The sequence below is a fragment of the Catenulispora sp. GP43 genome, from assembly GCF_041260665.1.
Taxonomy (GTDB): Bacteria; Actinomycetota; Actinomycetes; order Streptomycetales; family Catenulisporaceae; genus Catenulispora.
Window position 1 is genome coordinate 161,875 of sequence record NZ_JBGCCT010000011.1, and the last position, 22,327, is coordinate 184,201.

A 22,327-nucleotide genomic window follows, 5' to 3' on the forward strand; every position below is an offset into this window, starting at 1 on the left:
CGCATGCCGGCCGCCCTCAACGGCCGGCATGCAGCTCCCGATGCGACTCGGCCAACGCCTGACCGGCCAGCCGGGCCGTGACCCCCGCGGCGAAGTTCGGGCACTGCGTGACGTCCTCGTGCCGGCACCGCAGGCCGTGGCTGACGGCCTCGCGCGCGGCCTGCGCGCGGGCAATCTGCTCGTCGAGTTCGGCGAGCTTGCGGCGGGCGAGACGGCGCCACTCAGCCGGCGCGTCCGTGCGCGCGGCCATCAGGGCCTTCTGTTCGGCCAGGGTGAAGCCGGCGTCGCTGTAGAGCAGGATGGTGGCGACGGTGCGGGTCGCCGATTCGGGGTAGCGGCGCTGGCCGGAAATCCTGGCCGGGGCCGGGAGGAGGCCGAACTCCTCGTAGTAGCGCAGGGCCGAGGTGCTGACGCCGGTGCGGCGGGCCAGGTCGCCGATGGTCAGCAGGTCGCCGGCGGGCTTGGTGGCCGCGGCGGGCTTGTTGACTTCAAGTGCCCTTGAAGTCGTTGACTTCCGGCCATGAGAACTCGCCATGAAGGAAGCGTGCCACGCGCTGTGCCCCGGCTGGCGGCCGCCGCGGCCGAGTACCTGGTCGGACGGGTCGGGATCGCCGTGGTGCGCCTGCTGGACCGGGACGTCGTCGGGCAGGGCCACCATCCGCGGGGCGCGGCCCGGAGTGTGTCGGGGTGGATGTTCGCGCACCGGCCTTCGAATCAGCGGCGGAACCGGTGGGTGGCCTCGGTGCTCGGGGTGGGGCCCGGCGAGCGGGTTCTGGAGGTCGGGTTCGGGCCGGGGGTCGCGGTCGCGGAGTTGGTGCGCGGCGGTGCGGGGCACGTCTACGGCGTCGACCATTCGGCGGTGATGCTCCGGCAGGCCTCCAGGCGCAACGCGGCCGCCATCCGGGCCGGCCGGGTCACGCTGGTCCAAGCGCCAGTCGATCAGCTGCCTGACATGCTCGACGGCCCCTTCGACGCCGTCCTCGCCGTCAACTCCCTCGGGTTCTGGCCGGCGCCGGTCGAGCGGCTCACCGAGCTCCGCCGGAGGCTCACCCCCGGCAGCGGCCGCATCGCGATCGTCGCTCAACCCCGCTGCCCCGGCGCCACCGCGGACACCGCCCGCAAAGCCGCCGAGGAGATCAGCAGCCTGTTGCGCAGCGCTGGCTTCGACCGCATCAGTACCGAGACATTGGAACTCAGCCCGCCGGCCGTCTGTGTCCTCGCAACCCGACCAGACAAAAACTAGACGCGTACTAGAACAACTAGAACAACGTCGGCGGCCCCACCGGCATCGGCTCCGCCAAAGCCTCCACCTCCGGCACCCTCCGCCGTACGTCCTCATGGAACCGCCGGGCCAACACCGGGGCGTCGGCGTTGTCGGGGGTGTGGATGAACACAGTCGGCGAGCGCCCTTCCCGCAGCCACTCGGCGGCGATATCGGCCCACGGCTGCCAGCCCTCGGCGGTGAGCTCGGCGTCGTCACGGCCGATGTAGCGCACCACCGGGAAGCGAGTCAGAGCTCGAGTACGGCGCGGCAGCCGCGGCTTCTTGCTCCAGGCCTCGCGCTCGGCGTCGCTGGTCGGCGGGGTCGCGTAGAGCACCTCCGTGTCGAACGGCACCCACTCGGCATCCGCCTCGGTCAGCAGCTTCTCCAGGTCCCTCTCCGCCCGCGGATCCCCGAAGAAGGCGGGGTGGCGGACCTCGACCGCGTACCGATAGCCCTTCGGGACCCGGCCGAGGAACGCCGCGAGCGTCGGCAGGTCCGTAGGCCCGAAGGCGGCCGGCAGTTGGATCCACAGCGCCGCGTGGCGGCCGAGGGGTTCGATGGCCGTGAAGAAGGTGCGCAGGGCGCCGTCCGGGGCGAAGACGTCGGGGCCGAGGCGGCGCTCGTGGGTGACCGGCTTCGGCAGCTTGAGCAGGAAGCGGAAGTCCTCCGGGGCCTGCGCGGCCCACATCTCGACGGTGGCGCGGGACGGCGTCGCGTAGAAGGTGGTGTTGCCCTCGACCGCGTTGCACCACGTCGCGTACGCGGCGAGGCGTTCGCGCGGCGGCAGCGGGTGCGGGACCAGCCGGCCCTGCCACGGCCCCAGCGTCCACATCGCGCAGCCGACGTGCAGTTTCATGGCTGCGAGCCTAGCGAACGCCCCAGGTGGGGCCGACGCGGAACATGCGTCTGGCGTTCCGCGGGGAGTCAGCGTGGTGTAGACGGCCGAGAGGTGCGCCAGTGCTTATATGAGGGCCATGGCGTTCTTGTCCTGGCTGCGCGTCTTAACCCGCCGCGTCGACCGATTCCAGCAGCGGCACCGCACACTGGCCTTCCCGGTCGCCGTGTACCGGGAACTGCAGACGGCGAAGGCCGGCTTCCTGGGCGCCATGCTCACTTTCTTCGCGTTCGTCTCGCTGTTCCCGCTGCTGCTCATCCTCACCACGGTGCTGGGCGTCGTCCTGCGCTCGAACCCGAAGCTGCAGCAGGACGTGCTGAACTCCGCGCTCGTCGACTTCCCGGTCATCGGCGAGCAGCTGAAGAACAACATCCACGACTTCGGGCGCAACGGGGTGGCGCTGGTGATCTCCATCATCATCACCGCCGTCGGCTCGCTGGGGCTGGCCAACGCCGCGCAGTACGTGATGAACCTGCTCTGGAGCGTGCCGGAGGACCGGCAGCCGGGATTCCCCCAGTCCTGGCTGCGCAGCCTGGGAATCATCGGGACGATGGGACTGGGGGTGCTGTCCACGACCGCGCTGACGGCGCTCGGCGAATGGGCCAGCGGCCAGTACTTCAGCGCGGGCTTGAGGGTCCTCCTGCTGGCCGCCTCGTTCGTGCTCACCGCGCTGCTGTTCTGGCTGGGCATGCGCACCGCGACGGCGGCGGAGGTGGCCGGCAAGGACCTCCGCCTGGCCGCGATCCTCACGACGCTGTTCTGGCAGGGCCTGCAATACCTCGGTGGCTTCATCGCCGCGCACCAGCTGCGCCACGCCTCGACGCTCTACGGGGTCTTCGGTCTGGTCCTCGGCCTGCTGGCCTGGATTTACCTCCAGGCCCGGCTGACCATGATCGCCGTCACGACCGACGTGGTCCGGGCGCGCAGATCCTGGCCGCGTTCGCTGTTCGACTGATCCGACGGTCCCTCACTTGTCGCACTGGGATATACGCCCGGCGACCCTCGACAAACCCGGATCAACACCAGATGATCGTTGGGCGAGTCCGGATCTTCTCCAGGCGGATACCGGGCGGCGACGGGGCTGATCTGCGGGAAGTGATCAAGCGAGCCGGTCCCGTGGCACTCCGCGGATCGCGTAGGATCGCCTGAATCCCACCTAAGCCATAAGGAACCGATGCGATGCGCCTGCTCGATTCTGCCCGCATCGGCCTGTCCGCCTTGTTCCCGCACGGCGTCCTGCGGAATCAGATCGATCACCTTCGCCCCGGCAAGATCATGCCGCACGGCATCCCGCGCAAGACCCTCGCGGTGTCGATCGCGCTGAGTGCCGCCCTGGTCACCAGCAGTCCCGCGCACGCGGCGATCGCCTACAGCCCGCTGCCCAAGCTCCCCGCGCTCAGCGCCTCGACCCTGACCGAGCGCTACGACCTGAACCGTACGGCGATGGCGAAGGCCGCCAACGAGGCCGAGTTCGGCGGGGACCCGGCGCTGGCGCACGCGCTGCGCAACCTGGCGGTTCCGACGCGTGACTTCCTGTCCTTCGACCCCACCGGCGACGGCCGGGGCATCGAGGTGGTCGGCGACCTGGTGCACGCCAAGCGGATCGCGGTGGTCGTCCCGGGGGCCGGCAACACGCTGTCCAACTTCGACAGCGCCAAGGGCCCCGGGGTCGGCGCCGAGGCGCTGTACCACCAGGCGATGGTGGACGGAGCCGGCCCGGACTCGCTGGCGGTCATCGGGTGGCTCGGCTACGACCCGCCGAGCATGGACAGCATGCACATCGCCACGCTCGGGCACGCCGACTCCGGCGCGAAGGCGCTGAGGGCGTTCCTGGCCCAGATCCACGCCATCAACAAGGCGCCGGTGTCGCTGCTGTGCCACAGCTACGGCTCGGTGCTGTGCGGCCAGGCCGCGCCGCACGTGAAGGTGACGGACATCGCGGTGTTCGGCTCCCCGGGCATGGGTGTGGGCTCGGTGTCCGACCTGGACACCACGGCGCGGGTGTGGGCCGGCCGCGGGACCAGCGACGGCATCGCCGACGTCCCGCACGTCCAGGTGGACCTGCTGGGCTTCTCGGTGGGCTTCGGCGACGACCCGGTCGACCCGGCCTTCGGCGCCCGGCTGTTCGACGCCGGCAATGGCGGCCACAGCGACTACCTACGCACCGGGGACACCGCGCTGCGCAACCTGGCGCTGATCGCCCTCGGGCGCGGCGACGAGGTGACCACGCCGCAGAGCGCGAGCTGACCGGAGAGCCGGGCGGCGAGCATCCATGATCCATCCCGGAGACGCCGCGCTCGGCCCGGCCCCTGACGGCTACCGCTCCTTCCGCCGCTCGATCCCGCTCGCGCACTCCTTCGACCCCCAGGACGCGGCCTTGGACCGCGCCTTCGAGCGCGCCAGGGCGATGCTCCAGTCCTGGGGACCGCAGCTCGGCGCCGGAATGCGGCTCGAGTTCGCCACCGCACCCGACGCCGAGGACGGTTTCGCTCCCCTGCCGGCCCCCTCGGTCGGGCTCGAAGGACGGCTGATCTCGCGGGTCGCGGGAGTGGTCCCGCTGCGTGCCCCGTTCCGTGTCGTCGCTGCGGACTTCGACAGCACTGACCATGCCGGGTATGCCTATGAGACGTTGCCCGGGCATCCCGAACGCGGACGCGAAGCCTTCTACGTGACGCGCGGAGAAGGGCTCGTCGAGTTCACCGTCATGGCGTTCTCTCAGCCCGCTCTCTGGTATTCGCGCTTAGGCGGTCCCGTTACGCGAATAATCCAGAACCGCTATACGAACAAGTACCTGTTGGCGATGGCTGTCAGCCCTCGATAGCACCTCGATAGCCCTCTATACCGTCGGCACCAATTCGAAGAAACGCTGTAGCGCTTTCGCATCCCCGCGGGCCAGAAGCGGGTCTCCAGGAATGCGGTGCCAGAGGAACAGGAAGAGATCCGAAGCCGTCCCCTCAAGATCGGTGCCGGCCTGCTCGTCTTCGCCCAGCGGCCGGGGACCGTCCGGTTCCAGCGCGACGGACCAGACACCCGAACCGTCAGTCTGGCGGAAGCGGTAGCTCTCGCCTTCCATAGGCGGGGCCGTCTTCACGGCGCGGCGATGGGGCACCAAAACCTCGAGGAAATGCGCCACGCCGTCGGCCGCCAGTTCTTCGTCCACAGGCTGGGGAGAACCGATCGCGCCCTCCAGATCCCACCGGTGCACGGCCGCCTCGACGGTCTGTGCGCGCAGCCAGAAGCCGACGGTCTGCGACTCGCCCCAGGTCCAGAGGGCCGTGTCGGGATCGGTCGAGCGGAAGGTCCGGGCCAGCGCGATCGCGCCCTCGGCGAACCAGTCGGCCAGGTCGTCCGCGGTGGCCTCGGCCGGCGCGGTGAACAGCTTCTGCCGGTCCGGCGGCGGTGTCTCCAGCCGCTCCACGATGACGTGGTCCACCAGCCGGTGCACGCGGCCCAGATGCCGTACCAGGTCGACGGTGGTCCAGTCCGGACACGACGGTACCGGCGGCGGGACGTCCGGCAGGGCGGCCATCAAGGCGGCGCGATGGAAAGCGGTTGTTTCCCTCTCGAAGTGCGCAATGCGGTCCACTTCTTCACTCTCCCACTGACTGTGCGCCCTGCCTAGGAACACGCTTTAGTGCCACACGCGGTTTTTCCGCTGCGCCCTCCGCTTGAGCGAGCCGTTCAGCGCCAACAGCAGGAGTCCGAGCACCGCCGCCCCCGCACAAGCAGCGAGGACCTTGTCCCGGCGTGACGACAGCAGACCGCTCTTGGTCGCGGCCGCCGCCTTGGTGGAGTTCTTCAGGGCCGCGGTGGTCATATGTCCCGGAGTCGACGTCGCGGGAGAAGCCGATGTGGCCGCGCTGCTCGTCGTGGAGGCCGGAGCGGCGGACGTCGGCGCCGCCGCGGGAAGCGACGCGGCCAATGGAGCGGTGCCGGGGAGTAGCGGGTTGTCCTTCGCGACCGGAGCGCCAACGCTAAGCGCTCCCAGCGGATTGACGATGCCGTATCCATATGCGTTGTTGCGCTGTAGTCCTGTAGCACCGCCGGCCTTAGTGGCGGACGCCAGAAGAGCGCGGATGGTCTGCCCCGCGGTCCAGTCAGGATGCATCGCACGGACCAACGCGACGGAGGCGGTCACATAAGCGGAGGCCTCACTAGTGCCCTTCGTAGTCTTCGGCACACCGTTGGCGTCCTCTACAGGGATTCCCACTCCGGGAGCCGTAAGAGCGACCTGCGGTCCGTAGCTCGAGCCCGACCACCGGGCACCGCTGTCGTCGATCGCGCCGGCCGCCACCACACCGGGATAGGCCGCCGGGATGATGACGTGCTGTGTCCCGTAGTTCCCGGCGGCGGCGACCACCACGATGTCCGCGGCCTCGGCCTGCTTCACCGCGGCCGCCATGCCCGGCGTGTCCGCCGTGCCGAGCGACATGTTGATCACCTTGACGTGCTGGGCGACCGCGAACTTGACGGCGTCGGCGATGTGGACCGGGTCCGAGCCGGTCGCCTGCTGCATCCGCACCGGCAGGATCTTCGCCTCGGGCGCCAGGCCGTGCAGGCCGTCGCCGGCCCCGGTCCCGGCGATCAGGACGGCCATCGTGGTGCCGTGGCTGTCCGTGTCGGTGTCGACGTGCGCGATGCCGGTGCTGTCCGGACCGAGCGAGAAGTCCGCACCGGGGAGCAGGTTGTCGCGGGTGTCGCCGAGCGGGGTGACACCAGAGTCGACCAGGCCGACCGTGACGCCGGCGCCCTTGGTGAGCTGCCACACCTGATCGGCCTTCAAGTACGTGAGGGGCCATTGCGAAGCGGGCTTCGGCACGGCGTCATCCGCACGCACCGTAGGCGGCATGAACGCCAAAGCGGCCATGCCACAGACACCCATGAGCAACCCCAAGCGGTGCGACATGCGCAATAGCATCGCGTGGCATACCAGATAACGCAAACCTCTGTGAAGATCTTAATAGACCCTTTTCCGACACTAGGACACTAGGCGGAAAACACATACCGCTTATGATTTGGCGCATGGCCCGTTACGAGTACCGCTGTCGCGCCTGTGGCGACACCTTCGAGCTCTCGCGTCCGATGTCCGAGGCGTCCGCTCCCGCCGTGTGCCCCGCGGGCCACGACGACACCGTCAAGCTCATCTCCGCAGTAGCCGTGAACGTCGGGGGCGCGAACAAGTCCGCCGCAGCATCCGGCAACGCTGGCGGATGCTGCGGCGGCGGCTGCTGCTCTTAGGATCGTCCTAGGAACGCCCCAGGAGCAGCAACCAGCGGGCTGGCGGTTGAGGGTGGCCGTCAGCCCATGTGCGGGTACCGGTGGTCGACCGGCGGCACGAACGTCTCCTTCACCGTGCGAGGACTCAGCCAACGCATCAGGTTCTGCGCGGAGCCGGCCTTGTCGTTGGTGCCGGAGGCCCGACCGCCGCCGAAGGGCTGCTGCCCGACGACCGCGCCGGTCGGCTTGTCGTTGACGTAGAAGTTGCCGGCGGCGAAGCGCAGCTTGCTGTGCGCCTCCTGCACGGCCGCGCGGTCCGTAGCGAACACGGAGCCGGTCAGCGCATAGGGAGTCGAGCTGTCGACCAGCTCCAGGACTTCGCTATAGCGCGCGTCGTCATAGACGTGCACCGCGAGGATCGGGCCGAAGAACTCGTCGGTGAAGATCTCGTGGTGCGGGTCCTCGCCGACCAGGACCGTCGGCTGCACGAAGAAGCCCTGCGAGTCGTCCGCCGTGGCGCCGGCGAGGATCTCGACCTTGCCCTCCGCACGGACCCGCGCGAACAGGTCGCTGTGCTTGGTGAAGGCACGCCGGTCGATCACCGCGCCGCCGAAGAAGGAGAAGTCGGTGACGTCGCCGTAGGTGATGGTCCCGGTGACGTCGGCCAGCTGCTCCCGCACGCCGGACTCCCACAGGGAGCGCGGGATGTAGGCGCGCGAGGCCGCGGAGCACTTCTGCCCCTGGTACTCGAACGCGCCCCGGACCAGTGCGGTGACCAGGGCGGCCGCGTCCGCGCTGGGGTGCGCGACGACGAAGTCCTTGCCGCCGGTCTCGCCCACGATCCGCGGGTAGGAGCGGTAGACGTCCAGGTTCTCCGCGGTCTGGCGCCACAGGGTCTTGAACGTCTTGGTGGAACCAGTGAAGTGCAGACCGCCGAACTCCGGGTCGTTCAGCGCGACCTCGCTGACCGCCAGGCCGTCGCCGGTGACCAGGTTGATGACGCCGGCCGGGAGCCCGGCGGCCTCCAGCAGCTCCATCGTGTACTGCGCGGCCAGCTGCTGCGTCGGCGAGGGCTTCCACACCACGGTGTTGCCCATCAGCGCCGGCGCGGTCGGCAGGTTGCCGGCGATGGCGGTGAAGTTGAACGGGGTGATCGCGGTGACGAAGCCGTCCAGCGGACGGTAGTCGGTGCGGTTCCAGACGCCGGCGGAGTTGGCCGGCGGCTGCTCGGCCAGGATCTGCCGGGCGAAGTGCACGTTGAAGCGCCAGAAGTCGATCAGCTCGCAGGCGCTGTCGATCTCCGCCTGCTGCGCCGACTTCGACTGGCCCAGCAGGGTCGCGGCGTTGACGGTGTCCCGCCAGGGGCCGGCCAGCAGGTCCGCGGCGCGCAGGATGACCGCCGCGCGCTCGTCGAAGGGCAGCTCGCGCCAGGCCGGCGCCGCCGCCTTGGCCGCCGCCACGGCGTCCGCGACGTCGGCCGCGGAGGCGTTGGCGGTGTCGCCGAGCACGTGCTTGTGGTTGTGCGGCTGGACGACCTCGACGCTCTCGCCGGCGCCCATCCGGCGCTTGCCGGCGATCGTCATCGGCAGTTCGTGGCGCTCGGAGGCGATCTCGGCGACGCGGCGCTGCAGCGACTCGCGCTCGGCCGAGCCCGGGGCGTAGCTCCGGACCGGCTCGTTGACCGGGGCGGGGGTGTGGGTGATGGCATCCATGACGGTGCGGGTGGTCCCCTCTTCTAGCGCTTGACGAGCGAGTTCAGGAAGAACATGACGTTGGCCGGGCGCTCGGCCAGGCGGCGCATGAAGTAGCCGTACCAGTCGTCGCCGAAGGGCACGTACACGCGCATGGTGTCGCCGCCGGCGACCAGCTTGTGCTGCTCGGTGGTCCGGATGCCATGCAGCATCTGGAACTCCTGGGCGTCCTGCGCGCGGCCGGTCTCGGCGATCAGCGCGTGCGCGATGTCGATCATGCGCTGGTCGTGGCTGGCGATCATCGGGTAGGCCGAGGACCGCATCAGGGTCTTCATGGCGCGCACGTACGCCTTGTCGACGTCGTGCTTCTCCTGGTGCGCGACCGAGGCGGGCTCCATGTAGGCGCCCTTCACCAGCCGGACCCGGGAGCCGGCGGTGGCCAGGTCGGTGATGTCGCCCTCGGTGCGGAACAGCGCGGCCTGGATCGCCACGCCCACCCACGGGAAGTCGCCGCGCAGCTCGCGCAGGGCGCCCAGGGTGGCGTCGACGGTGGTGTGGTCCTCCATGTCCAGGGTCATGGTGGTGCCGGCGTCGCGCGCCGCCTCGGCGATCGCGATGGCGTTCTCCAGGGCGATCTTCTCAGCGTCCCTCGGCAGCTTCTGGCCCAGGGCGGAGAGCTTGAGCGAGACCTCGGTGCGGTGCGCGATGCCCAGGTCGGCGAAGCGCTTGAGCATCTCCAGGTAGGCGTCGCGGGTGGCGGCGGCGTCGGAGGCGTCCAGGGTGTCCTCGCCGAGCCGGTCCACGGTGACCGCCAGGCCCTCGCCGACCAGGTCGCTGATGATCAGGCTGGCCTGGTCCAGGTTGTCGCCCGCGACGAACCGGTCGACCACCCGGCGGGTCAGCGGGAAGCCGGTGATCACCCCGCGCATCTTGGCGCTGCGGGACGCGGCGAGAAGCGTTTGGCTGAGCATGGCGGGCCTGTCTTTCCTGGTGGCGCACCTCGTGGCGCAGCGGTCGTGGAGCCTGTTGGGGCCACCGTAGATCGGCGTGTCCACCGGGGATACGGACGGGTGCCACGATCATCGCCCGATTTCGTCATACACTTGTCTGATGGCGACCCCGACCACCGATCAGCTGCAGGACCTCGTGGACCTCGTCTCCCAGTTGGCCTCGTCCTCGGCGACGCTGGAGGACCGGGACTTCGACCTGGTGGCGTTCGCCTCGCAGTCCGGCGGCCTGGACGTGATCCGGCAGCGCTCGATCCTGCAGCGGCGCTCCACGCCGGAGGTGCGGGCCTGGTTCGAGGGGTTCGGGATCGCGCGCAGCGACCGGCCGGTGCGCACGCCTGCGGACCCCGAGCACGGAGTGCTGCCGCGGGTGTGTCTGCCGGCGCGGTGGAACGGGGTGACGTACGGGTACGTGTGGCTGCTCGACGAGGACGGTCACCTGGACGACGCACTGCTCGCCAGCGCTATGCACGAGGCGTCCCGCGCCGGAGCACTGTTGGCGCAACAGGCGCGGGTCAGGGAGCGGATGGAGGAACGCCTCCAGAACCTGCTCTCCCCCGACCGCGCGGTGGCGGAGCAGGCCGCGGAGGAGATCTCCGAGCTGGGCCTCGTGGACCGGGACCGGAGGGTCACTGTGGTGGTCCTGGAGACGCGGGACCAGGACTGGCAGTCCGTGCCGCTCAACCTGTGGCGGCTTCCGCGATCCGTCCTGGCGGCACCGGAGACGGATCACATCAGCCTGCTGGTTCCGGAACCGCACTCCGTCGCCGATGTCGCAGCGCGTGCGTTGGAGCTCTATAGAGAACGCCTGGACAGCGATGCCCGGGGCGACGTACTAGTGGGGATCGGTGCGCCGCGCGAGGATCTGGCAGAGGCCCGGGCCAGTTGGCGTGAGGCGCGGCTCGCGGTGCGGGTAGGGCGGGCGGTTCCGGCGTTCCAGCCCACGGCGGTGTGGACGGATCTGGGAATCTACCGGCTTCTAGCCTGCGGGCCGCAGCGGGAACTGCGGGACGCTGTGGTGGATCCCGCTGTGCGGCGGCTTCTGGACGAGCCGGACCTGCTCGCCACCGTGCAGACGTACCTCGACCACGCCGGAAGCGCACAACAGACGGCTGCCGCGCTGAGCATCCACCGGCAGACGCTCTACCACCGGCTGGAGAAGATCGAACGGCTCACCGGTCTCGACCTGGCTGACGGTCGAGACCGGTTGCGGCTGCACCTGGGGGTGTCGCTGGCTCCGCTGGTGGGCGGGTGAGGCTCAGTGGGCCGGTGCGGCTCAGCTGCCCAGCTGGACCGAGGCCTCGTGCCCGAGGAAGCCGAGCAGGTCCTGGCGGCTCACCACGCCCTTCGGCTTGCCCTCGACCAGCACCACCGCGGCGTCCGCCGCCTCCAGCGCGGTGACCAGCGCCGACACCGGCTCGCCGGAGCCGACCTGGGGCAGCGGCGCGGACATGTGCTCGTCCAGGCGGTCCTCCAGCGACGCCTTCTCGTAGAAGAGCGCGCGCAGCAGGTCCCGCTCGACGATGGAGCCGATCACCTCGGCGGCCATGACCGGGGGCTCCTCCTTGACCACGGGCATCTGCGAGACGCCGTACTCGCGCAGCGTCTCGATGGCCTCGCCGACGGTCTCGTGCGGGTGCATGTGGACCAGGTCCGGCAGGCCCTGGCCCTTGCGCGCGAACACCTCGGCCACGGTGGGCTCCTCGGTGCCGGGGTTCAGGAAGCCGTAGTCGGCCATCCAGTCGTCGTTGAAGATCTTCGACAGGTAGCCGCGGCCGGAGTCCGGCAGGATCACCACGACGACGTCGTCCGGGCCCAGGCGCTCGGCGTACTCCAGCGCGGCCACCACGGCCATGCCGCAGGAGCCGCCGACCAGCAGGCCCTCCTCGCGGGCCAGGCGGCGGGTCATCAGGAAGGAGTCCTTGTCGGACACCGCGATGATCTCGTCGGCCACGGTGCGGTCGTAGGCGGTCGGCCAGAAGTCCTCGCCGACGCCCTCCACCAGGTAGGGGCGGCCGCTGCCGCCGGAGTAGACCGAGCCCTCGGGGTCGGCGCCGATCACCTTGACCGCGCCGCCGGAGACGTCCTTGAGGTAGCGGCCGGTGCCGGAGATGGTGCCGCCGGTCCCGACGCCGGCGACGAACGCCGTGATCCTGCCCTCGGTCTGCTCCCAGAGCTCCGGACCGGTGGAGTGGTAGTGCGAGGCCGGGTTCTCAGGGTTGGAGTACTGGTCCGGCTTCCAGGCGCCGGGGATCTCGCGGACCAGGCGGTCGGAGACGTTGTAGTACGAGTCCGGGTGCTCCGGGGCCACCGCGTAGGGGCACACGACGACTTCGGCGCCGTAGGCCCGCAGGACGTTGATCTTGTCCGTGGAGACCTTGTCCGGGCAGACGAAGACGCACTTGTAGCCCTTCTGCTGCGCCACTATGGCCAATCCCACACCGGTGTTGCCGGAGGTGGGCTCCACGATGGTGCCGCCGGGCTTCAGCGCGCCGGAGCGCTCCGCCGCCTCGATCATCCGCAGCGCGATCCGGTCCTTCACCGAGCCACCGGGGTTGAAGTACTCGACCTTGGCGAGGACGGTGGCCTGGAGTCCCTTGGTGACGTTGTTCAGCTTCACCAGCGGGGTGTTCCCCACCAGATCGACCATGGACTCGGCGTACTTCATCGGCGGTGTCTCCGCTTCCTCTGGGACCGGCATTCACGGTGGCTGTTCACGGTGGCTACCAGCCTACGGTGCACCACCGCTCCGCCCTAGCCAACAGTGCCCAAGGTAAGGTCGCTGGAACGGCGGACATACTTCAGTTGAGGCTTGTAGTGGAGGTGTGTTGACGATGACCGGGCTCACAAGGCTGGGTGTCGCCAAGCGCGTCGCTGCTGCCGCCGCGCTGAGCGGCGGGGGGATCGGGGTCCTCACGGGCGGCGCGATCGGGCTGATCGTCGCCGAGGCGAAACTCGCCCGGCGGGCCATCGGACCGGCCAAGGGCGATCCGCCGCGCGCGGACGGGGTTTACGGAGCGTGGTACGCGGCACCCGGCGTCGAGGTGATCCGCATCGCGGTCCTCGGCGACAGCTCCGCGGCCGGCTACGGCGTGACGGAGTCCGCGCGCACCCTGGGCGCGCTGCTGGCGTCCGGCCTGGCCGAGGCCGCCGGCGCCCCGGTGCGGCTGCACAACGTGGCGAAGGTCGGGGGGCAGTCCTCGGACCTGGGCTGGCAGCTGGAGCGGGTGCTCGCCTCCGGTCCGGACGGCAGGGCCCCGCACGTCGCCATGATCATGATCGGCGCCAACGACGTGACGCACCGCGTCAAGGTCGCCGAGTCGGTCCGCTTCCTGGGCGACGCCGTGCGCCGGCTGCGCGCGTCCGGCACCGAGGTGGTCGTGGGCACCTGCCCGGACCTGGGCACCATCCGCCCGGTGGCGCAGCCCCTGCGGCGCCTGGCGCGCCGGTGGTCCCGCCAGCTCGCCGCCGCGCAGACGATGGCGGTCGTCCGCGCCGGGGGCCGCACGGTCTCCCTGGGCTCCCTGCTGGGCCCGGAGTTCGACGCCCGCCCGGAGGACATGTTCGGCCCCGACCGCTTCCACCCCAGCGCCGAGGGCTACGCCACCGCGGCGATGGCCCTGCTCCCCTCGATCGCCGCCGCCATCGGCCGCTGGCCCGACGCCGAGACCGGCGGGCCGGACGTCCTGGAGCCGGCCCGCGGCGAGGCCCGCATGCCGCTGGCCCGCGCCGCGGTGCTGGCCGCCCGGCACGGCGGCACCGAGGTCGGCCGCGAGGTCGGCAGCGCCGCCCGCGCCGGCTGGGGCATCCTGCGGCACCGGCGGCGGCGGCAGATCGCCGAGCCGGTGGTGGTCAGCGGGGAGGCGGTGGAGGCGGTGGAGGAGGCGGCCGCGGCCGGTGACGCGAGCGCTTCCGGGAGCGGGGCGAGCGCGACGGAGGCGGCTTCGGCCTGAAGGCAAGCGCCTGAAAGCAAGCCACAAGCCACGAGGCACGACCGTCACTGATCCCTCGCCGCGGGAGCAAAACCGGCGCACCTTACCGCCGATATAAGGACCTTGACGCACGCCGCCGACCGGTCCCCCCGGACCGGCCGGCCGCCGCGAGTGCCCAGAGCGGGAGTCGAACCCGCAACGCCATAAAGGCCGCGAGGTTTAAGCTCGCTGTGTCTGCCTGTTCCACCATCTGGGCCCGAAGCGATCACCGCCGATGATCCTTCGGGCTTCAGCGTAGCGAGAACTCCGCGAAAGCGTGATCGAGTTCCAGCGCTGGTCCGCAGAAGGTCCTGTTCGGGCGCAGGTCGCAAGGGGCGCCCGCGCAGCGCGGGGAGAGGACTTTCACCGGACTTCCGGTTGGTGTTCCTGCGGAGTTCGCGTCGGCTGCGGGGAGCCGGCCCGGGCCGGGCCGGCGGGCATTCAGGCGACGTGCGCTGCGCGGCGGCATCCGCCGGTCCCCGGAACCGGTGCGGGCGCGCAGGTTGAGAGCCCGCGGCTCACGCCGGGGGCTCTGGGGGCTTTCTGGGATTCCGGGTGGGGGCTTTATCCGAAGGCGCGTGCTGCGCGCTTCAGGTCCATCTCGTGGACGATCGCGTTGGCGTAGCCACGCGGGAGGTCGTGCTCGGCACGGAGCCAGCTGACGCGCTCTTCGAAGCGCGGGAGGGACGGGCCTTCGTCGACCAGCTGGAACCAGGTGTCCAAGCTGCGGCCGGTGGCTGCGGGGATGCGGGCGAGGAGGTTGCGATGGGTCTGTTCGGAGTGGTGGATCGTCATACGGGCGCCTCCGCGAATGGACTGGGCATACGGTCCGTGTGCGCCAGCGTGCCTGAGGGTCGGGCGACTGGCAAGAGGAACGGGACCTGGCGATTCCGGCGCCAGGCAAATCCGGGCGGTCGGTGACGTGCCGCGACGTTCCCGCGGCATTCGCCACCCGTATCCTTCCCGGATGACTTCCAGCACCAAACCGGGGGAACACAGTGCGGACGAAGAAGCGTCGTCGGCGGACCTCCTGGAGCGGGAACTGACCCGGCTCGCCGAGGCCTACCGGCGGCTCCCGCACTCGAAGTTCGCCCAGCGGCTGGAGCCGTACGGCGACCGCGCGCGGGCCGGCCACTGGCTCGCCGCGCAGGTCACGACGGTCGCCCAGGGGATAGAGCGGTGGGACAGTCCGCGGCCGCCGGCCTGGCGGGAGCTGCCGACGCTGGGGGTGTTCGCGCTCGGCGACCAGATCGCGGTGGTCGGGAACGATCTGTTAGCGGCTTACCGGGCCCTGAAGGACCCGCGCGAGACCCTCATCTGGACGCCCGGAGAGGGCCGGGTCCCGGCGGAGAAGGCGATGGCGGCCGTGCTGGAGAGCACGACCGCCTTGCGTCGGGCGCTGTAGGGCGCCCTGAGGTACGGCCCCGGGCCGCGACGGGGACTAGCTCAGGCGCTCCAGGATCAGCGCCATGCCCTGGCCGCCGCCGACGCACATGGTCTCCAGCCCGAACTGCTTGTCGTGCCACTGCAGCGAGTTGATCAGCGTGCTGGTGATGCGCGCGCCGGTCATGCCGAACGGGTGGCCCACGGCGATCGCGCCGCCGTTCACGTTCAGCTTGTCCAGGTCGATCCCCAGGTCCTGGTAGGACGGGATGACCTGGGCGGCGAACGCCTCGTTGATCTCGACCAGGTCGATGTCGCCGATGGTCATGCCGGCGTTCTTCAGCGCGTTCTGGGTGGCGCCGACCGGGCCGATGCCCATGATCTCCGGGGACATCGCGGTGACGCCGGTAGCCACGATCCGGGCCAGCGGGGTCAGGCCCAGCTCGCGGGCCTTGGTGTCGGACATGATGACCACGGCCGCCGCGCCGTCGTTCAGCGGGCAGCAGTTGCCGGCGGTGACGGTGCCGTCGGGGCGGAAGACCGGCGCCAGCGTCGCGGTCTTCTCGTAGGTCACGCCGGGGCGCGGGCCGTCGTCCTTGCTGACCACGGTGCCGTCCGGCAGCGTGATCGGGGTGATGTCCTTCTCCCAGAAGCCGTCGGCGATCGCCTTCTCGGCCAGGTTCTGCGAGCGGACGCCGAACTCGTCCTGCTCCTTGCGCGAGATCCCCTTGAGCTGCGCCAGGTTCTCGGCGGTCTGGCCCATCGCGATGTAGACGTCCGGGAAGGTGTCGTCCTCGCGCGGGTCGTGCCAGACCTTGCCGCCGGCCGCGAACTCGTTGGTGCGGTTCACCGCGTCGGTGAACAGCGGGTTCTGGGTGTCCGGCAGGCCGTCGGAGGAGCCCTTGGCGTAGCGCGAGACGGTCTCGACGCCGGCGGAGATGAAGACGTCGCCCTCGCCGGCCTTGATGGCGTGGAAGGCCATCCGCGTGGTCTGCAGCGAGGAGGCGCAGTACCGGGTGATGGTCGCGGCCGGGAGGTGGTCGTAGCCCAGCAGCGTGGCCACGACGCGCCCCATGTTGTAGCCGGCCTCGCCGCCGGGCAGGCCGCAGCCCAGGTACATGTCGTCGATCTGGCGCGGGTCCAGGCCCGGGACCTTGTCCAGCGCGGCCCGCACCATCTGCGCGGTGAGGTCGTCGGGACGGATGGAGGTCATCGAACCCTTGAAGGCGCGGCCGATCGGGGAACGCGCGGTGGAGACGATCACTGCCTCGGGCATAAAGGTCACTCCTTGCGAAGGGGGGCCGGGGTCGCCTGCCGGCTTCAGGGCCGCGCGGTCGGCGCCGCGATGGTGTCGGGGCCAGCGTAGTTCGCCAAGCTACCGCTTGGTAATGCCGGGTGCGGGAGAACACACCCGGTTTCCCACCCTAGGGCGCCGCCTGCCTTTCCACCCACATTCCACCCCGGGTTGGAGGCGCACGCGGGCCGATCGGCGAGAAGATCGGGGGCATGGCAGCGCTGACAGCGAACATGATGGACCGCAAGGGCTACTTCTGGGGCATCCAGGCCCTGCGCAGCGGCGGTCTGGTGGCGCTGAGCATCACCCTGTTCGGGGTGAACCCCAAGCCGGGACTGCACGGCCGCGGGCTGGCGATCACGATCACCCTGGCCGTCGTGGCGGTGGCCTGGATCGGGATGATCGTCTTCGACATCCGCAAGTGGCGGATCCAATACCCGCTGTTCCTGCTGGCGCTCAGCGGCGGCGTGCTGTCGATACTGCAGCAGGGCCCGGCGATCTTCGTACCGGCGGTCGCGGCCTTCTCCGCGGGCTCGAACCTGGAGCCGCAGATCTCGACGGCGGTCGCGGTGGCCGGAGCCCTCTCCCTGACCGCGACCGCACTGGTGGTCGGCGCTTCGACGACGGCGGTGCTCGGCTTCGTCGTCATCCTGGCGACGGCCCTGGCCATGGGCATGATCCGCTACGCCATCGCCCAGCGCGCGGACACGGCCGAGCAGCTGCTGGAGCAGACCCTGCGCGCCTCGGCGGCCGAGACCGAGGCCGCGGTCCTCGGCGAGCGCACCCGCATCGCCCGCGAGATCCACGACATCCTGGCGCACTCCCTCGGCGCGCTGGCCATGCAGGTCGAGGCCGCGCAAGCACTGCTGACCCGCGAGGACCCGGACATCGCGAAGGCCCTGCGCTGTATGGAGCGGGTCGGCCAGCTGACGCGCGAAGGCCTCGTGGAGAGCCGCCGCGCGGTCCAGGCGCTGCGCGAGGACATCGGCCCGCTGTCGGAGATGATCCGCGCCCTGGTCGAAGCCGACGGCGGCACGATGACCACCACCGGCGAGCCCCGCAAGCTCCCGGCCGACGCGGCGCTGGCGCTCTACCGCACGGCGCAGGAAGCGGTGACGAACGCCCGCAAGCACGCGCCGGGCAAGGCCGCGGACGTCCGCCTGAGCTTCGACGAGGACACGGTCCGGCTGACGGTGACCAACCACCTCGCCGAGGCCGACGCCGCACGGCCCCTGACGAACTCCGGCGGCGGCTTCGGACTCAGCGGACTGCGGGAGCGGATGGAGCTGGCCGGCGGGACGCTGGACGCCGGGCGCGAGGGCGACGACTGGTCGGTGCGGGCGGTCGTGCCGGGCTGAGGGCGGGTCTCGATCAAGCCCGACAGCCCAAGGGCAAGGCCGCATCGGCCCGGCGCTGAGGAAGATCGAGCGCCGCCCCGGCATCTGCGGGACAATCCCGGGGTGACCGAGATCCGAGTACTCATCGCCGACGACCAGGCCGCGGTCCGGGAAGGCCTGGCGCTGCTGCTGGAGACCATGTCCGACGTGAACGTGGTCGGCCAGGCCGGGGACGGTCTGGAGGCGGCGGAACTGGCGGCCGAGCTGGCGCCCGACGTGGTGCTGATGGATCTCAACATGCCGCGGGCCAGCGGGATCGAGGCGACCTCGACGATCCTGGCCGCGAACCCGGACATCCGGGTGGTCGTGCTCACCACCTACGAGGACGACGCCTCGATCGTCGGCGCGCTGCGGGCCGGGGCGCTCGGCTATCTGACCAAGGCCGCGAAGCGGGCCGACATCGAGCGCGCGGTGAAGGCGGCGGCGGCCGGGCAGGCGATTCTGGACCCGGCGGTGCAGCGGCAGCTGCTGGCGGCGGCGACCAACGGGGTCGCGGGCCCCGCGGCGGGCGGCGTCGCGAAGGCCCCGGCCGCCGAGCCCGAGCCCGTCGACGACCTGAGCCCGCGCGAGGCCGACGTCCTGCGGCTGATCGCGGCGGGACACTCCAACCGGGAGATCGCCAAGAAGCTGTTCGTCGGCGAGGCGACGGTGAAGTCGCACATCAACCGCATCTTCACCAAGACCGGCTGCCGCGACCGGGCCCAGGCGGTCCAGTACGCGTTCACCCACGGCTACGCCGACCCGAGCGCGAAGTAACGGCACCTCCTCAGCCGCGAGGCCACACCGCCAGGGCGAACTCAGCCGTCTGCGAAAGCTCGGCCTCTCCGGCGCCGTCCCGCGCGCGCTGCGACATGCCCTGAAACACCGCGGCGTAGTACGCGGCGAGCGCATCGACGTCCGCTGACGCCGCCAGTTCCCCGTCCCGCTGCCCGGCGCGCAGCCGCTCGGCCATCGTCGTGATGTTCCGGTTCCGCTGCTCCCGCAGCATCTCCCGCACCTCGGCATTGGCCGGCGAGACGTTCGTGGCGGCGTTGATCACCATGCACCCGGCGGGATGCACCGGGTCCGGGAACACCCGCGCCGCCTCCCGCAGCATCCGCGCCACCGCGCCGAAGGCCGTCGCCTCCTCGGCGAACGCCGCGCCCACGAACGCGCCGTAAGGCGACTCCCCATACGCCGCCAGCGCCTCGCGGAACAACGCCGGCTTGTCACCGAACGCCGCGTACAGGCTCCCCGAGCGGATCCCCATCGCCTCGGTCAGATCGCTGATGGACGTCGCCTCGTATCCCCGTTCCCAGAACAGGCGCGTCGCGGCGGCGACCGCGGCGTCGCGGTCGAAGCCGCGGGGCCGTCCGCGGCGGGCGGCGGGGTCGGAAGCAGTCACCCGATCATTGTAGAACGATCGACCAAGAATTGTGCTAGCGTGCCCGTCACAAATTCTTGGTCGATCACTCAAGAAATGGGGGGACCATGTCCCTGCAGGGGAAGCACGCCCTGGTCACCGGCGGCAGCCGCGGCATCGGCCGGGCGATCGCCGAGCGCCTGGCCCACGACGGCGCCACCGTCGTCCTGAGCTACGCCCGCGACCACGCCGCCGCCGAGGACACCGTCGCCGGCATCCTCGCCAAGGGCGGCAAGGCGATCGCCGTCCACGCGCCCTTCGGCGACCACGGCGACGCCGAACGCCTTTGGCAGGCCTACGACAAGGCGACCGGCCGCGCCGGCGTCGACATCGTCGTCAACAACGCCGGCATCGGCCGCAGCTCGGATCTGAGCACCCTGACCGAGACCGAGTTCGACGAGGTCTTCGCGGTCAACGTCCGCGCGCCGCTGTTCGTGGCCCAAGGCGCTGTGTCCCGGCTGCGCGACCACGGCCGCGTCATCAACATCTCCAGCGGCGTCAGCCGCATCGCGATGCCCGAGATCCTCGCCTACGGCGCGACCAAGGGCGCCCTGGACAACCTCACCCTGAACCTGGCCAAGCTCCTGGGCCCGCGCGGCATCACGGTGAACTCCGTCGCGCCGGGCATCGTCGACACCGACGTCAACGCGGGCTGGCTGCGCGGGAACAAGGAGGCCGAGCAATGGGCCGCCTCGGCCTCGGCGCTGGGCCGGATCGGGCAGCCGGACGACATCGCCGCGGTGGTCGCGTTCCTGGCCGGCGAGGACGGCCGGTGGGTGAGCGGCCGGGTGGTCGACGCGACCGGCGGCTCAATGCTCTGACTCGCCACAGGGCTTCGGGGCTACAGAGCTTCAGGGCGAGAACGAAGGAGTGTCCTTATATATAGGTCACGCCTTCAGATACGCCAGCACCGCCAACACCCGCCGGTTGTCGTCACCGGACTCCGGCAGCCCCAGCTTCATGAAGATGTTGGAGGTGTGCTTGGCGATCGCCCGCTCGGTGATCACCAGCCGCTCGGCGATCGCCGCGTTCGACCGGCCCTCGGCCATCAGCGAGAGCACTTCGCGCTCCCGGTCGGTCAGCGCCCCCAGCGGCTCCTTGCGGACCCCGCGCGCCAGCAGCTTGGAGATCACCTCGGGGTCCATCACGGTCCCGCCGGCCGCGACCCGCTTCACCGCGTCCACGAAGCTGTCCGAGTCGAAGACCCGGTCCTTGAGCAGGTAGCCGATCGCGCCGGCGCCGTCGGCCAGCAGTTCGCCGGCATAGAGCTGCTCGACGTATTGCGAGAGAACCAAAACCGGGAGGCCCGGCACCACCTGCCGGGCCTCCAACACCGCCCTGAGTCCCTCGTCGGTGAACGTCGGCGGCATGCGCACGTCCACCACTGCAACGTCGGGGCGCTCGGTCACCAGCGCCTCGACGAGCGCGGGGCCGTCGCCGACGGCCGCCGCGATCTCGAACCCGTACGCCTCCAGCAGGCGGATCATGCCGTCCCGGAGGAGGAAGAGGTCTTCGGCGAGGACGACACGCACGGCAGCTCCATGGTCACGACGGTCGGTCCGCCCTGCGGGCTGCTCAGGGCGAGGATCCCGTCGAAGGTAGCAAGCCGGCGCTCGATCCCGCGCAGTCCGCTGCCGCGGTCCAGGTCCGCGCCGCCGATCCCGTCGTCGCTGACCGTGATCTTCAGCAGGCCGTCGGCGACCCGCATGTCGATCCAGACGTGCACGGCGTGCGCGTGCTTGGCGACGTTGGTCAGGGCCTCGCTGACCGCGAAGTAGGCCGCCGACTCCAGCGGCGCGTCCAGCCGCCCGGTCACCTCGGCGTGCACCTGGACGTCCAGCGGCGAGTCCAGCGCCGTGGCCCGCACCGCGTCGACCAGGCCGCGGTCGGCCAGCACCGGCGGGTGGATGCCGCGCACCAGGTCGCGCAGCTCGGACAGGGCCTTGGCCGAGGAGTCGCGGGCCTCCGTGAGCAGCTTCTGCGCCGCCTCGGGGTCGCGCTCCAGCAGCTGCGAGGCCGCGTTCAGGTGCATGCCCATGGCGACCAGCCGGGCCTGCGCGCCGTCGTGCAGGTCGCGCTCGATCCGGCGCAGTTCGGCGGCCTGGGTGTCGACCGCGTCGGCCCGGGTCTGGGTCAGGTGCTTCATCCGGGCCTCGACCTGCGCCGGCGTCGGGGCCAGCAGGACGCGGGACCAGCGGGCGTGCCACTCCAGCATCTTCGGCGCGATGGCGAAGCCCAGGGCGATCTCCAGGACGCCGAGCGCCGCCGGGGCCCAGCGCATGCCCTCGTTGCCGTGGTGGACGTGGACGAACCCGAACCAGTCGTTGAAGCCGTGTCCGACCAAGGTGCTCCACAGGGCGCTGATCACGAAGCCGTACAAGCCCTCGGCCACCAGGGCGATCGGCAGCACGGCCAGGAGCGCCCCGACCACCGGGTCGGTCATCGTCCAAGCGGCGTCCCGCCAGAACGCCGGATCCGTGCCGTGGAACTGGATCTTGCCCCAGTAGCCCTTGAACCCGGGGCCGAACTCCGGCTCGGCCCGGTACGGCCGCGGGATCTCGATCCCCCGCCAGGCGTGCACCTTCTTACGGCGCAGGTCGGCCAGCCAGCGCAGGTAGGCGGCCGTCGGCGGCAGCAGCAGGAGGCCGAGCCCGATGCCGGCCAGACCGAGCACCAACGTCAGTGCGAGGTAGCCCAGCAGCATCGGGACCAGCATCACGAAGAACCAGAACCCGCCCTCCAGGACGGCGCTCGTTCGCTTGGTGGTGTTGGTGTTCGTCATGTCCTCAAGTCTCGGCATCGGGCC

The 22,327-nt window shown here is 70.8% G+C and carries 23 protein-coding genes and 1 tRNA gene; 11 read left to right on the forward strand and 13 right to left on the reverse strand.

Annotated elements, in window-relative coordinates; all coding sequences use genetic code 11:
* Positions 1-16: 16 nt before the first annotated feature.
* A complete protein-coding gene (locus ABH926_RS23510) occupies positions 17-535 on the reverse strand; it encodes a MerR family DNA-binding transcriptional regulator (RefSeq protein WP_370367876.1) in 519 nt (172 codons plus the stop codon).
* 9 nt (positions 536-544) lie between these two features.
* On the opposite strand from ABH926_RS23510, the gene ABH926_RS23515 reads away from it, so the two are divergent.
* Positions 545-1,243 (forward strand): class I SAM-dependent methyltransferase, encoded by a 699-nt coding sequence (locus tag ABH926_RS23515; protein ID WP_370367877.1) that lies wholly within the window; start codon positions 545-547, stop codon positions 1,241-1,243.
* Between the two features lie 16 nt (positions 1,244-1,259).
* On the opposite strand, the gene ABH926_RS23520 is transcribed toward ABH926_RS23515, so the two are convergent.
* The gene (locus tag ABH926_RS23520) at positions 1,260-2,120 is read right to left on the reverse strand and encodes a DUF72 domain-containing protein (RefSeq protein WP_370367878.1); all 861 of its coding nucleotides are present in this window, start codon (positions 2,118-2,120) and stop codon (positions 1,260-1,262) included.
* A gap of 118 nt (positions 2,121-2,238) precedes the next feature.
* Here ABH926_RS23520 and ABH926_RS23525 point away from each other — a divergent pair, with 118 nt between their 5' ends.
* From ABH926_RS23525 to ABH926_RS23535, 3 genes are all read left to right on the forward strand, one after another.
* Positions 2,239-3,114: a YihY/virulence factor BrkB family protein gene (locus ABH926_RS23525; RefSeq protein WP_370367879.1), complete on the forward strand. Its 876-nt coding sequence runs from the start codon at positions 2,239-2,241 to the stop codon at positions 3,112-3,114.
* A gap of 224 nt (positions 3,115-3,338) precedes the next feature.
* A complete protein-coding gene (locus tag ABH926_RS23530) occupies positions 3,339-4,406 on the forward strand; it encodes an alpha/beta hydrolase (protein WP_370367880.1) in 1,068 nt (355 codons plus the stop codon).
* A 25-nt stretch (positions 4,407-4,431) separates the two neighbouring features.
* Positions 4,432-4,980, forward strand: coding sequence for a DUF1990 family protein (locus ABH926_RS23535; protein WP_370367881.1), 549 nt, complete (start codon positions 4,432-4,434; stop codon positions 4,978-4,980).
* Positions 4,981-4,995: 15 nt separating this feature from the next.
* Here the strand turns inward: ABH926_RS23535 and ABH926_RS23540 are convergent, their stop codons facing one another.
* On the reverse strand, positions 4,996-5,688 hold the full coding sequence (locus ABH926_RS23540; protein ID WP_370368018.1) for a maleylpyruvate isomerase family mycothiol-dependent enzyme: 693 nt from the start codon (positions 5,686-5,688) through the stop codon (positions 4,996-4,998).
* A gap of 102 nt (positions 5,689-5,790) precedes the next feature.
* Positions 5,791-7,065 (reverse strand): S8 family serine peptidase, encoded by a 1,275-nt coding sequence (locus ABH926_RS23545; protein ID WP_370367882.1) that lies wholly within the window; start codon positions 7,063-7,065, stop codon positions 5,791-5,793.
* Between the two features lie 116 nt (positions 7,066-7,181).
* Here ABH926_RS23545 and ABH926_RS23550 point away from each other — a divergent pair, with 116 nt between their 5' ends.
* Entirely contained in the window at positions 7,182-7,397 is a 216-nt protein-coding gene (locus ABH926_RS23550) for a zinc ribbon domain-containing protein (protein ID WP_370367883.1), read from the forward strand.
* A 59-nt stretch (positions 7,398-7,456) separates the two neighbouring features.
* Here ABH926_RS23550 and pruA read toward each other — a convergent pair whose 3' ends face one another.
* Both pruA and ABH926_RS23560 read right to left on the reverse strand, forming a co-directional pair.
* Positions 7,457-9,088 (reverse strand): L-glutamate gamma-semialdehyde dehydrogenase, encoded by a 1,632-nt coding sequence (pruA, locus tag ABH926_RS23555; RefSeq protein ID WP_370367884.1) that lies wholly within the window; start codon positions 9,086-9,088, stop codon positions 7,457-7,459.
* Positions 9,089-9,111: 23 nt separating this feature from the next.
* Positions 9,112-10,038: a proline dehydrogenase family protein gene (locus ABH926_RS23560; protein WP_370367885.1), complete on the reverse strand. Its 927-nt coding sequence runs from the start codon at positions 10,036-10,038 to the stop codon at positions 9,112-9,114.
* A gap of 139 nt (positions 10,039-10,177) precedes the next feature.
* Here ABH926_RS23560 and ABH926_RS23565 point away from each other — a divergent pair, with 139 nt between their 5' ends.
* Positions 10,178-11,329 carry a PucR family transcriptional regulator gene (locus ABH926_RS23565; protein WP_370367886.1) on the forward strand — a complete coding sequence of 384 codons (1,152 nt, stop codon included), beginning with the start codon at positions 10,178-10,180 and terminating at the stop codon, positions 11,327-11,329.
* Between the two features lie 21 nt (positions 11,330-11,350).
* On the opposite strand, the gene ABH926_RS23570 is transcribed toward ABH926_RS23565, so the two are convergent.
* Entirely contained in the window at positions 11,351-12,742 is a 1,392-nt protein-coding gene (locus tag ABH926_RS23570) for a cystathionine beta-synthase (protein ID WP_370367887.1), read from the reverse strand.
* A gap of 166 nt (positions 12,743-12,908) precedes the next feature.
* Between ABH926_RS23570 and ABH926_RS23575 the strand changes: the two genes are divergently transcribed.
* A complete protein-coding gene (locus tag ABH926_RS23575) occupies positions 12,909-14,027 on the forward strand; it encodes an SGNH/GDSL hydrolase family protein (RefSeq protein ID WP_370367888.1) in 1,119 nt (372 codons plus the stop codon).
* Positions 14,028-14,178: 151 nt separating this feature from the next.
* On the opposite strand, the gene ABH926_RS23580 is transcribed toward ABH926_RS23575, so the two are convergent.
* Positions 14,179-14,262: transfer RNA gene (locus tag ABH926_RS23580), tRNA-Leu, on the reverse strand.
* Positions 14,263-14,609: 347 nt separating this feature from the next.
* Positions 14,610-14,840, reverse strand: a complete 231-nt coding sequence (locus ABH926_RS23585) for a DUF4287 domain-containing protein (protein ID WP_194917529.1) — start codon at positions 14,838-14,840, stop codon at positions 14,610-14,612.
* A 172-nt stretch (positions 14,841-15,012) separates the two neighbouring features.
* Between ABH926_RS23585 and ABH926_RS23590 the strand changes: the two genes are divergently transcribed.
* Entirely contained in the window at positions 15,013-15,450 is a 438-nt protein-coding gene (locus tag ABH926_RS23590; protein ID WP_370367889.1) for a hypothetical protein, read from the forward strand.
* Between the two features lie 36 nt (positions 15,451-15,486).
* On the opposite strand, the gene ABH926_RS23595 is transcribed toward ABH926_RS23590, so the two are convergent.
* Entirely contained in the window at positions 15,487-16,704 is a 1,218-nt protein-coding gene (locus tag ABH926_RS23595) for an acetyl-CoA C-acetyltransferase (RefSeq protein WP_370367890.1), read from the reverse strand.
* 230 nt (positions 16,705-16,934) lie between these two features.
* Between ABH926_RS23595 and ABH926_RS23600 the strand changes: the two genes are divergently transcribed.
* Both ABH926_RS23600 and ABH926_RS23605 read left to right on the forward strand, forming a co-directional pair.
* Complete coding sequence (locus ABH926_RS23600; protein ID WP_370367891.1) at positions 16,935-18,080, forward strand: sensor histidine kinase; 1,146 nt, start codon at positions 16,935-16,937, stop codon at positions 18,078-18,080.
* A 102-nt stretch (positions 18,081-18,182) separates the two neighbouring features.
* The gene (locus tag ABH926_RS23605; protein WP_370367892.1) at positions 18,183-18,875 is read left to right on the forward strand and encodes a response regulator; all 693 of its coding nucleotides are present in this window, start codon (positions 18,183-18,185) and stop codon (positions 18,873-18,875) included.
* A 10-nt stretch (positions 18,876-18,885) separates the two neighbouring features.
* On the opposite strand, the gene ABH926_RS23610 is transcribed toward ABH926_RS23605, so the two are convergent.
* Complete coding sequence (locus ABH926_RS23610) at positions 18,886-19,503, reverse strand: TetR/AcrR family transcriptional regulator (RefSeq protein WP_370367893.1); 618 nt, start codon at positions 19,501-19,503, stop codon at positions 18,886-18,888.
* An 86-nt stretch (positions 19,504-19,589) separates the two neighbouring features.
* Here ABH926_RS23610 and ABH926_RS23615 point away from each other — a divergent pair, with 86 nt between their 5' ends.
* Positions 19,590-20,342, forward strand: a complete 753-nt coding sequence (locus ABH926_RS23615) for an SDR family oxidoreductase (RefSeq protein ID WP_370367894.1) — start codon at positions 19,590-19,592, stop codon at positions 20,340-20,342.
* Positions 20,343-20,408: 66 nt separating this feature from the next.
* On the opposite strand, the gene ABH926_RS23620 is transcribed toward ABH926_RS23615, so the two are convergent.
* Together ABH926_RS23620 and ABH926_RS23625 are read right to left on the reverse strand one after the other, a co-directional pair.
* The gene (locus ABH926_RS23620; protein ID WP_370367895.1) at positions 20,409-21,053 is read right to left on the reverse strand and encodes a LuxR C-terminal-related transcriptional regulator; all 645 of its coding nucleotides are present in this window, start codon (positions 21,051-21,053) and stop codon (positions 20,409-20,411) included.
* Positions 21,005-22,303: a sensor domain-containing protein gene (locus tag ABH926_RS23625; protein WP_370367896.1), complete on the reverse strand. Its 1,299-nt coding sequence runs from the start codon at positions 22,301-22,303 to the stop codon at positions 21,005-21,007. Before ABH926_RS23625 ends, ABH926_RS23620 begins: the two co-directional genes overlap by 49 nt.
* Positions 22,304-22,327 lie beyond the last annotated feature (24 nt).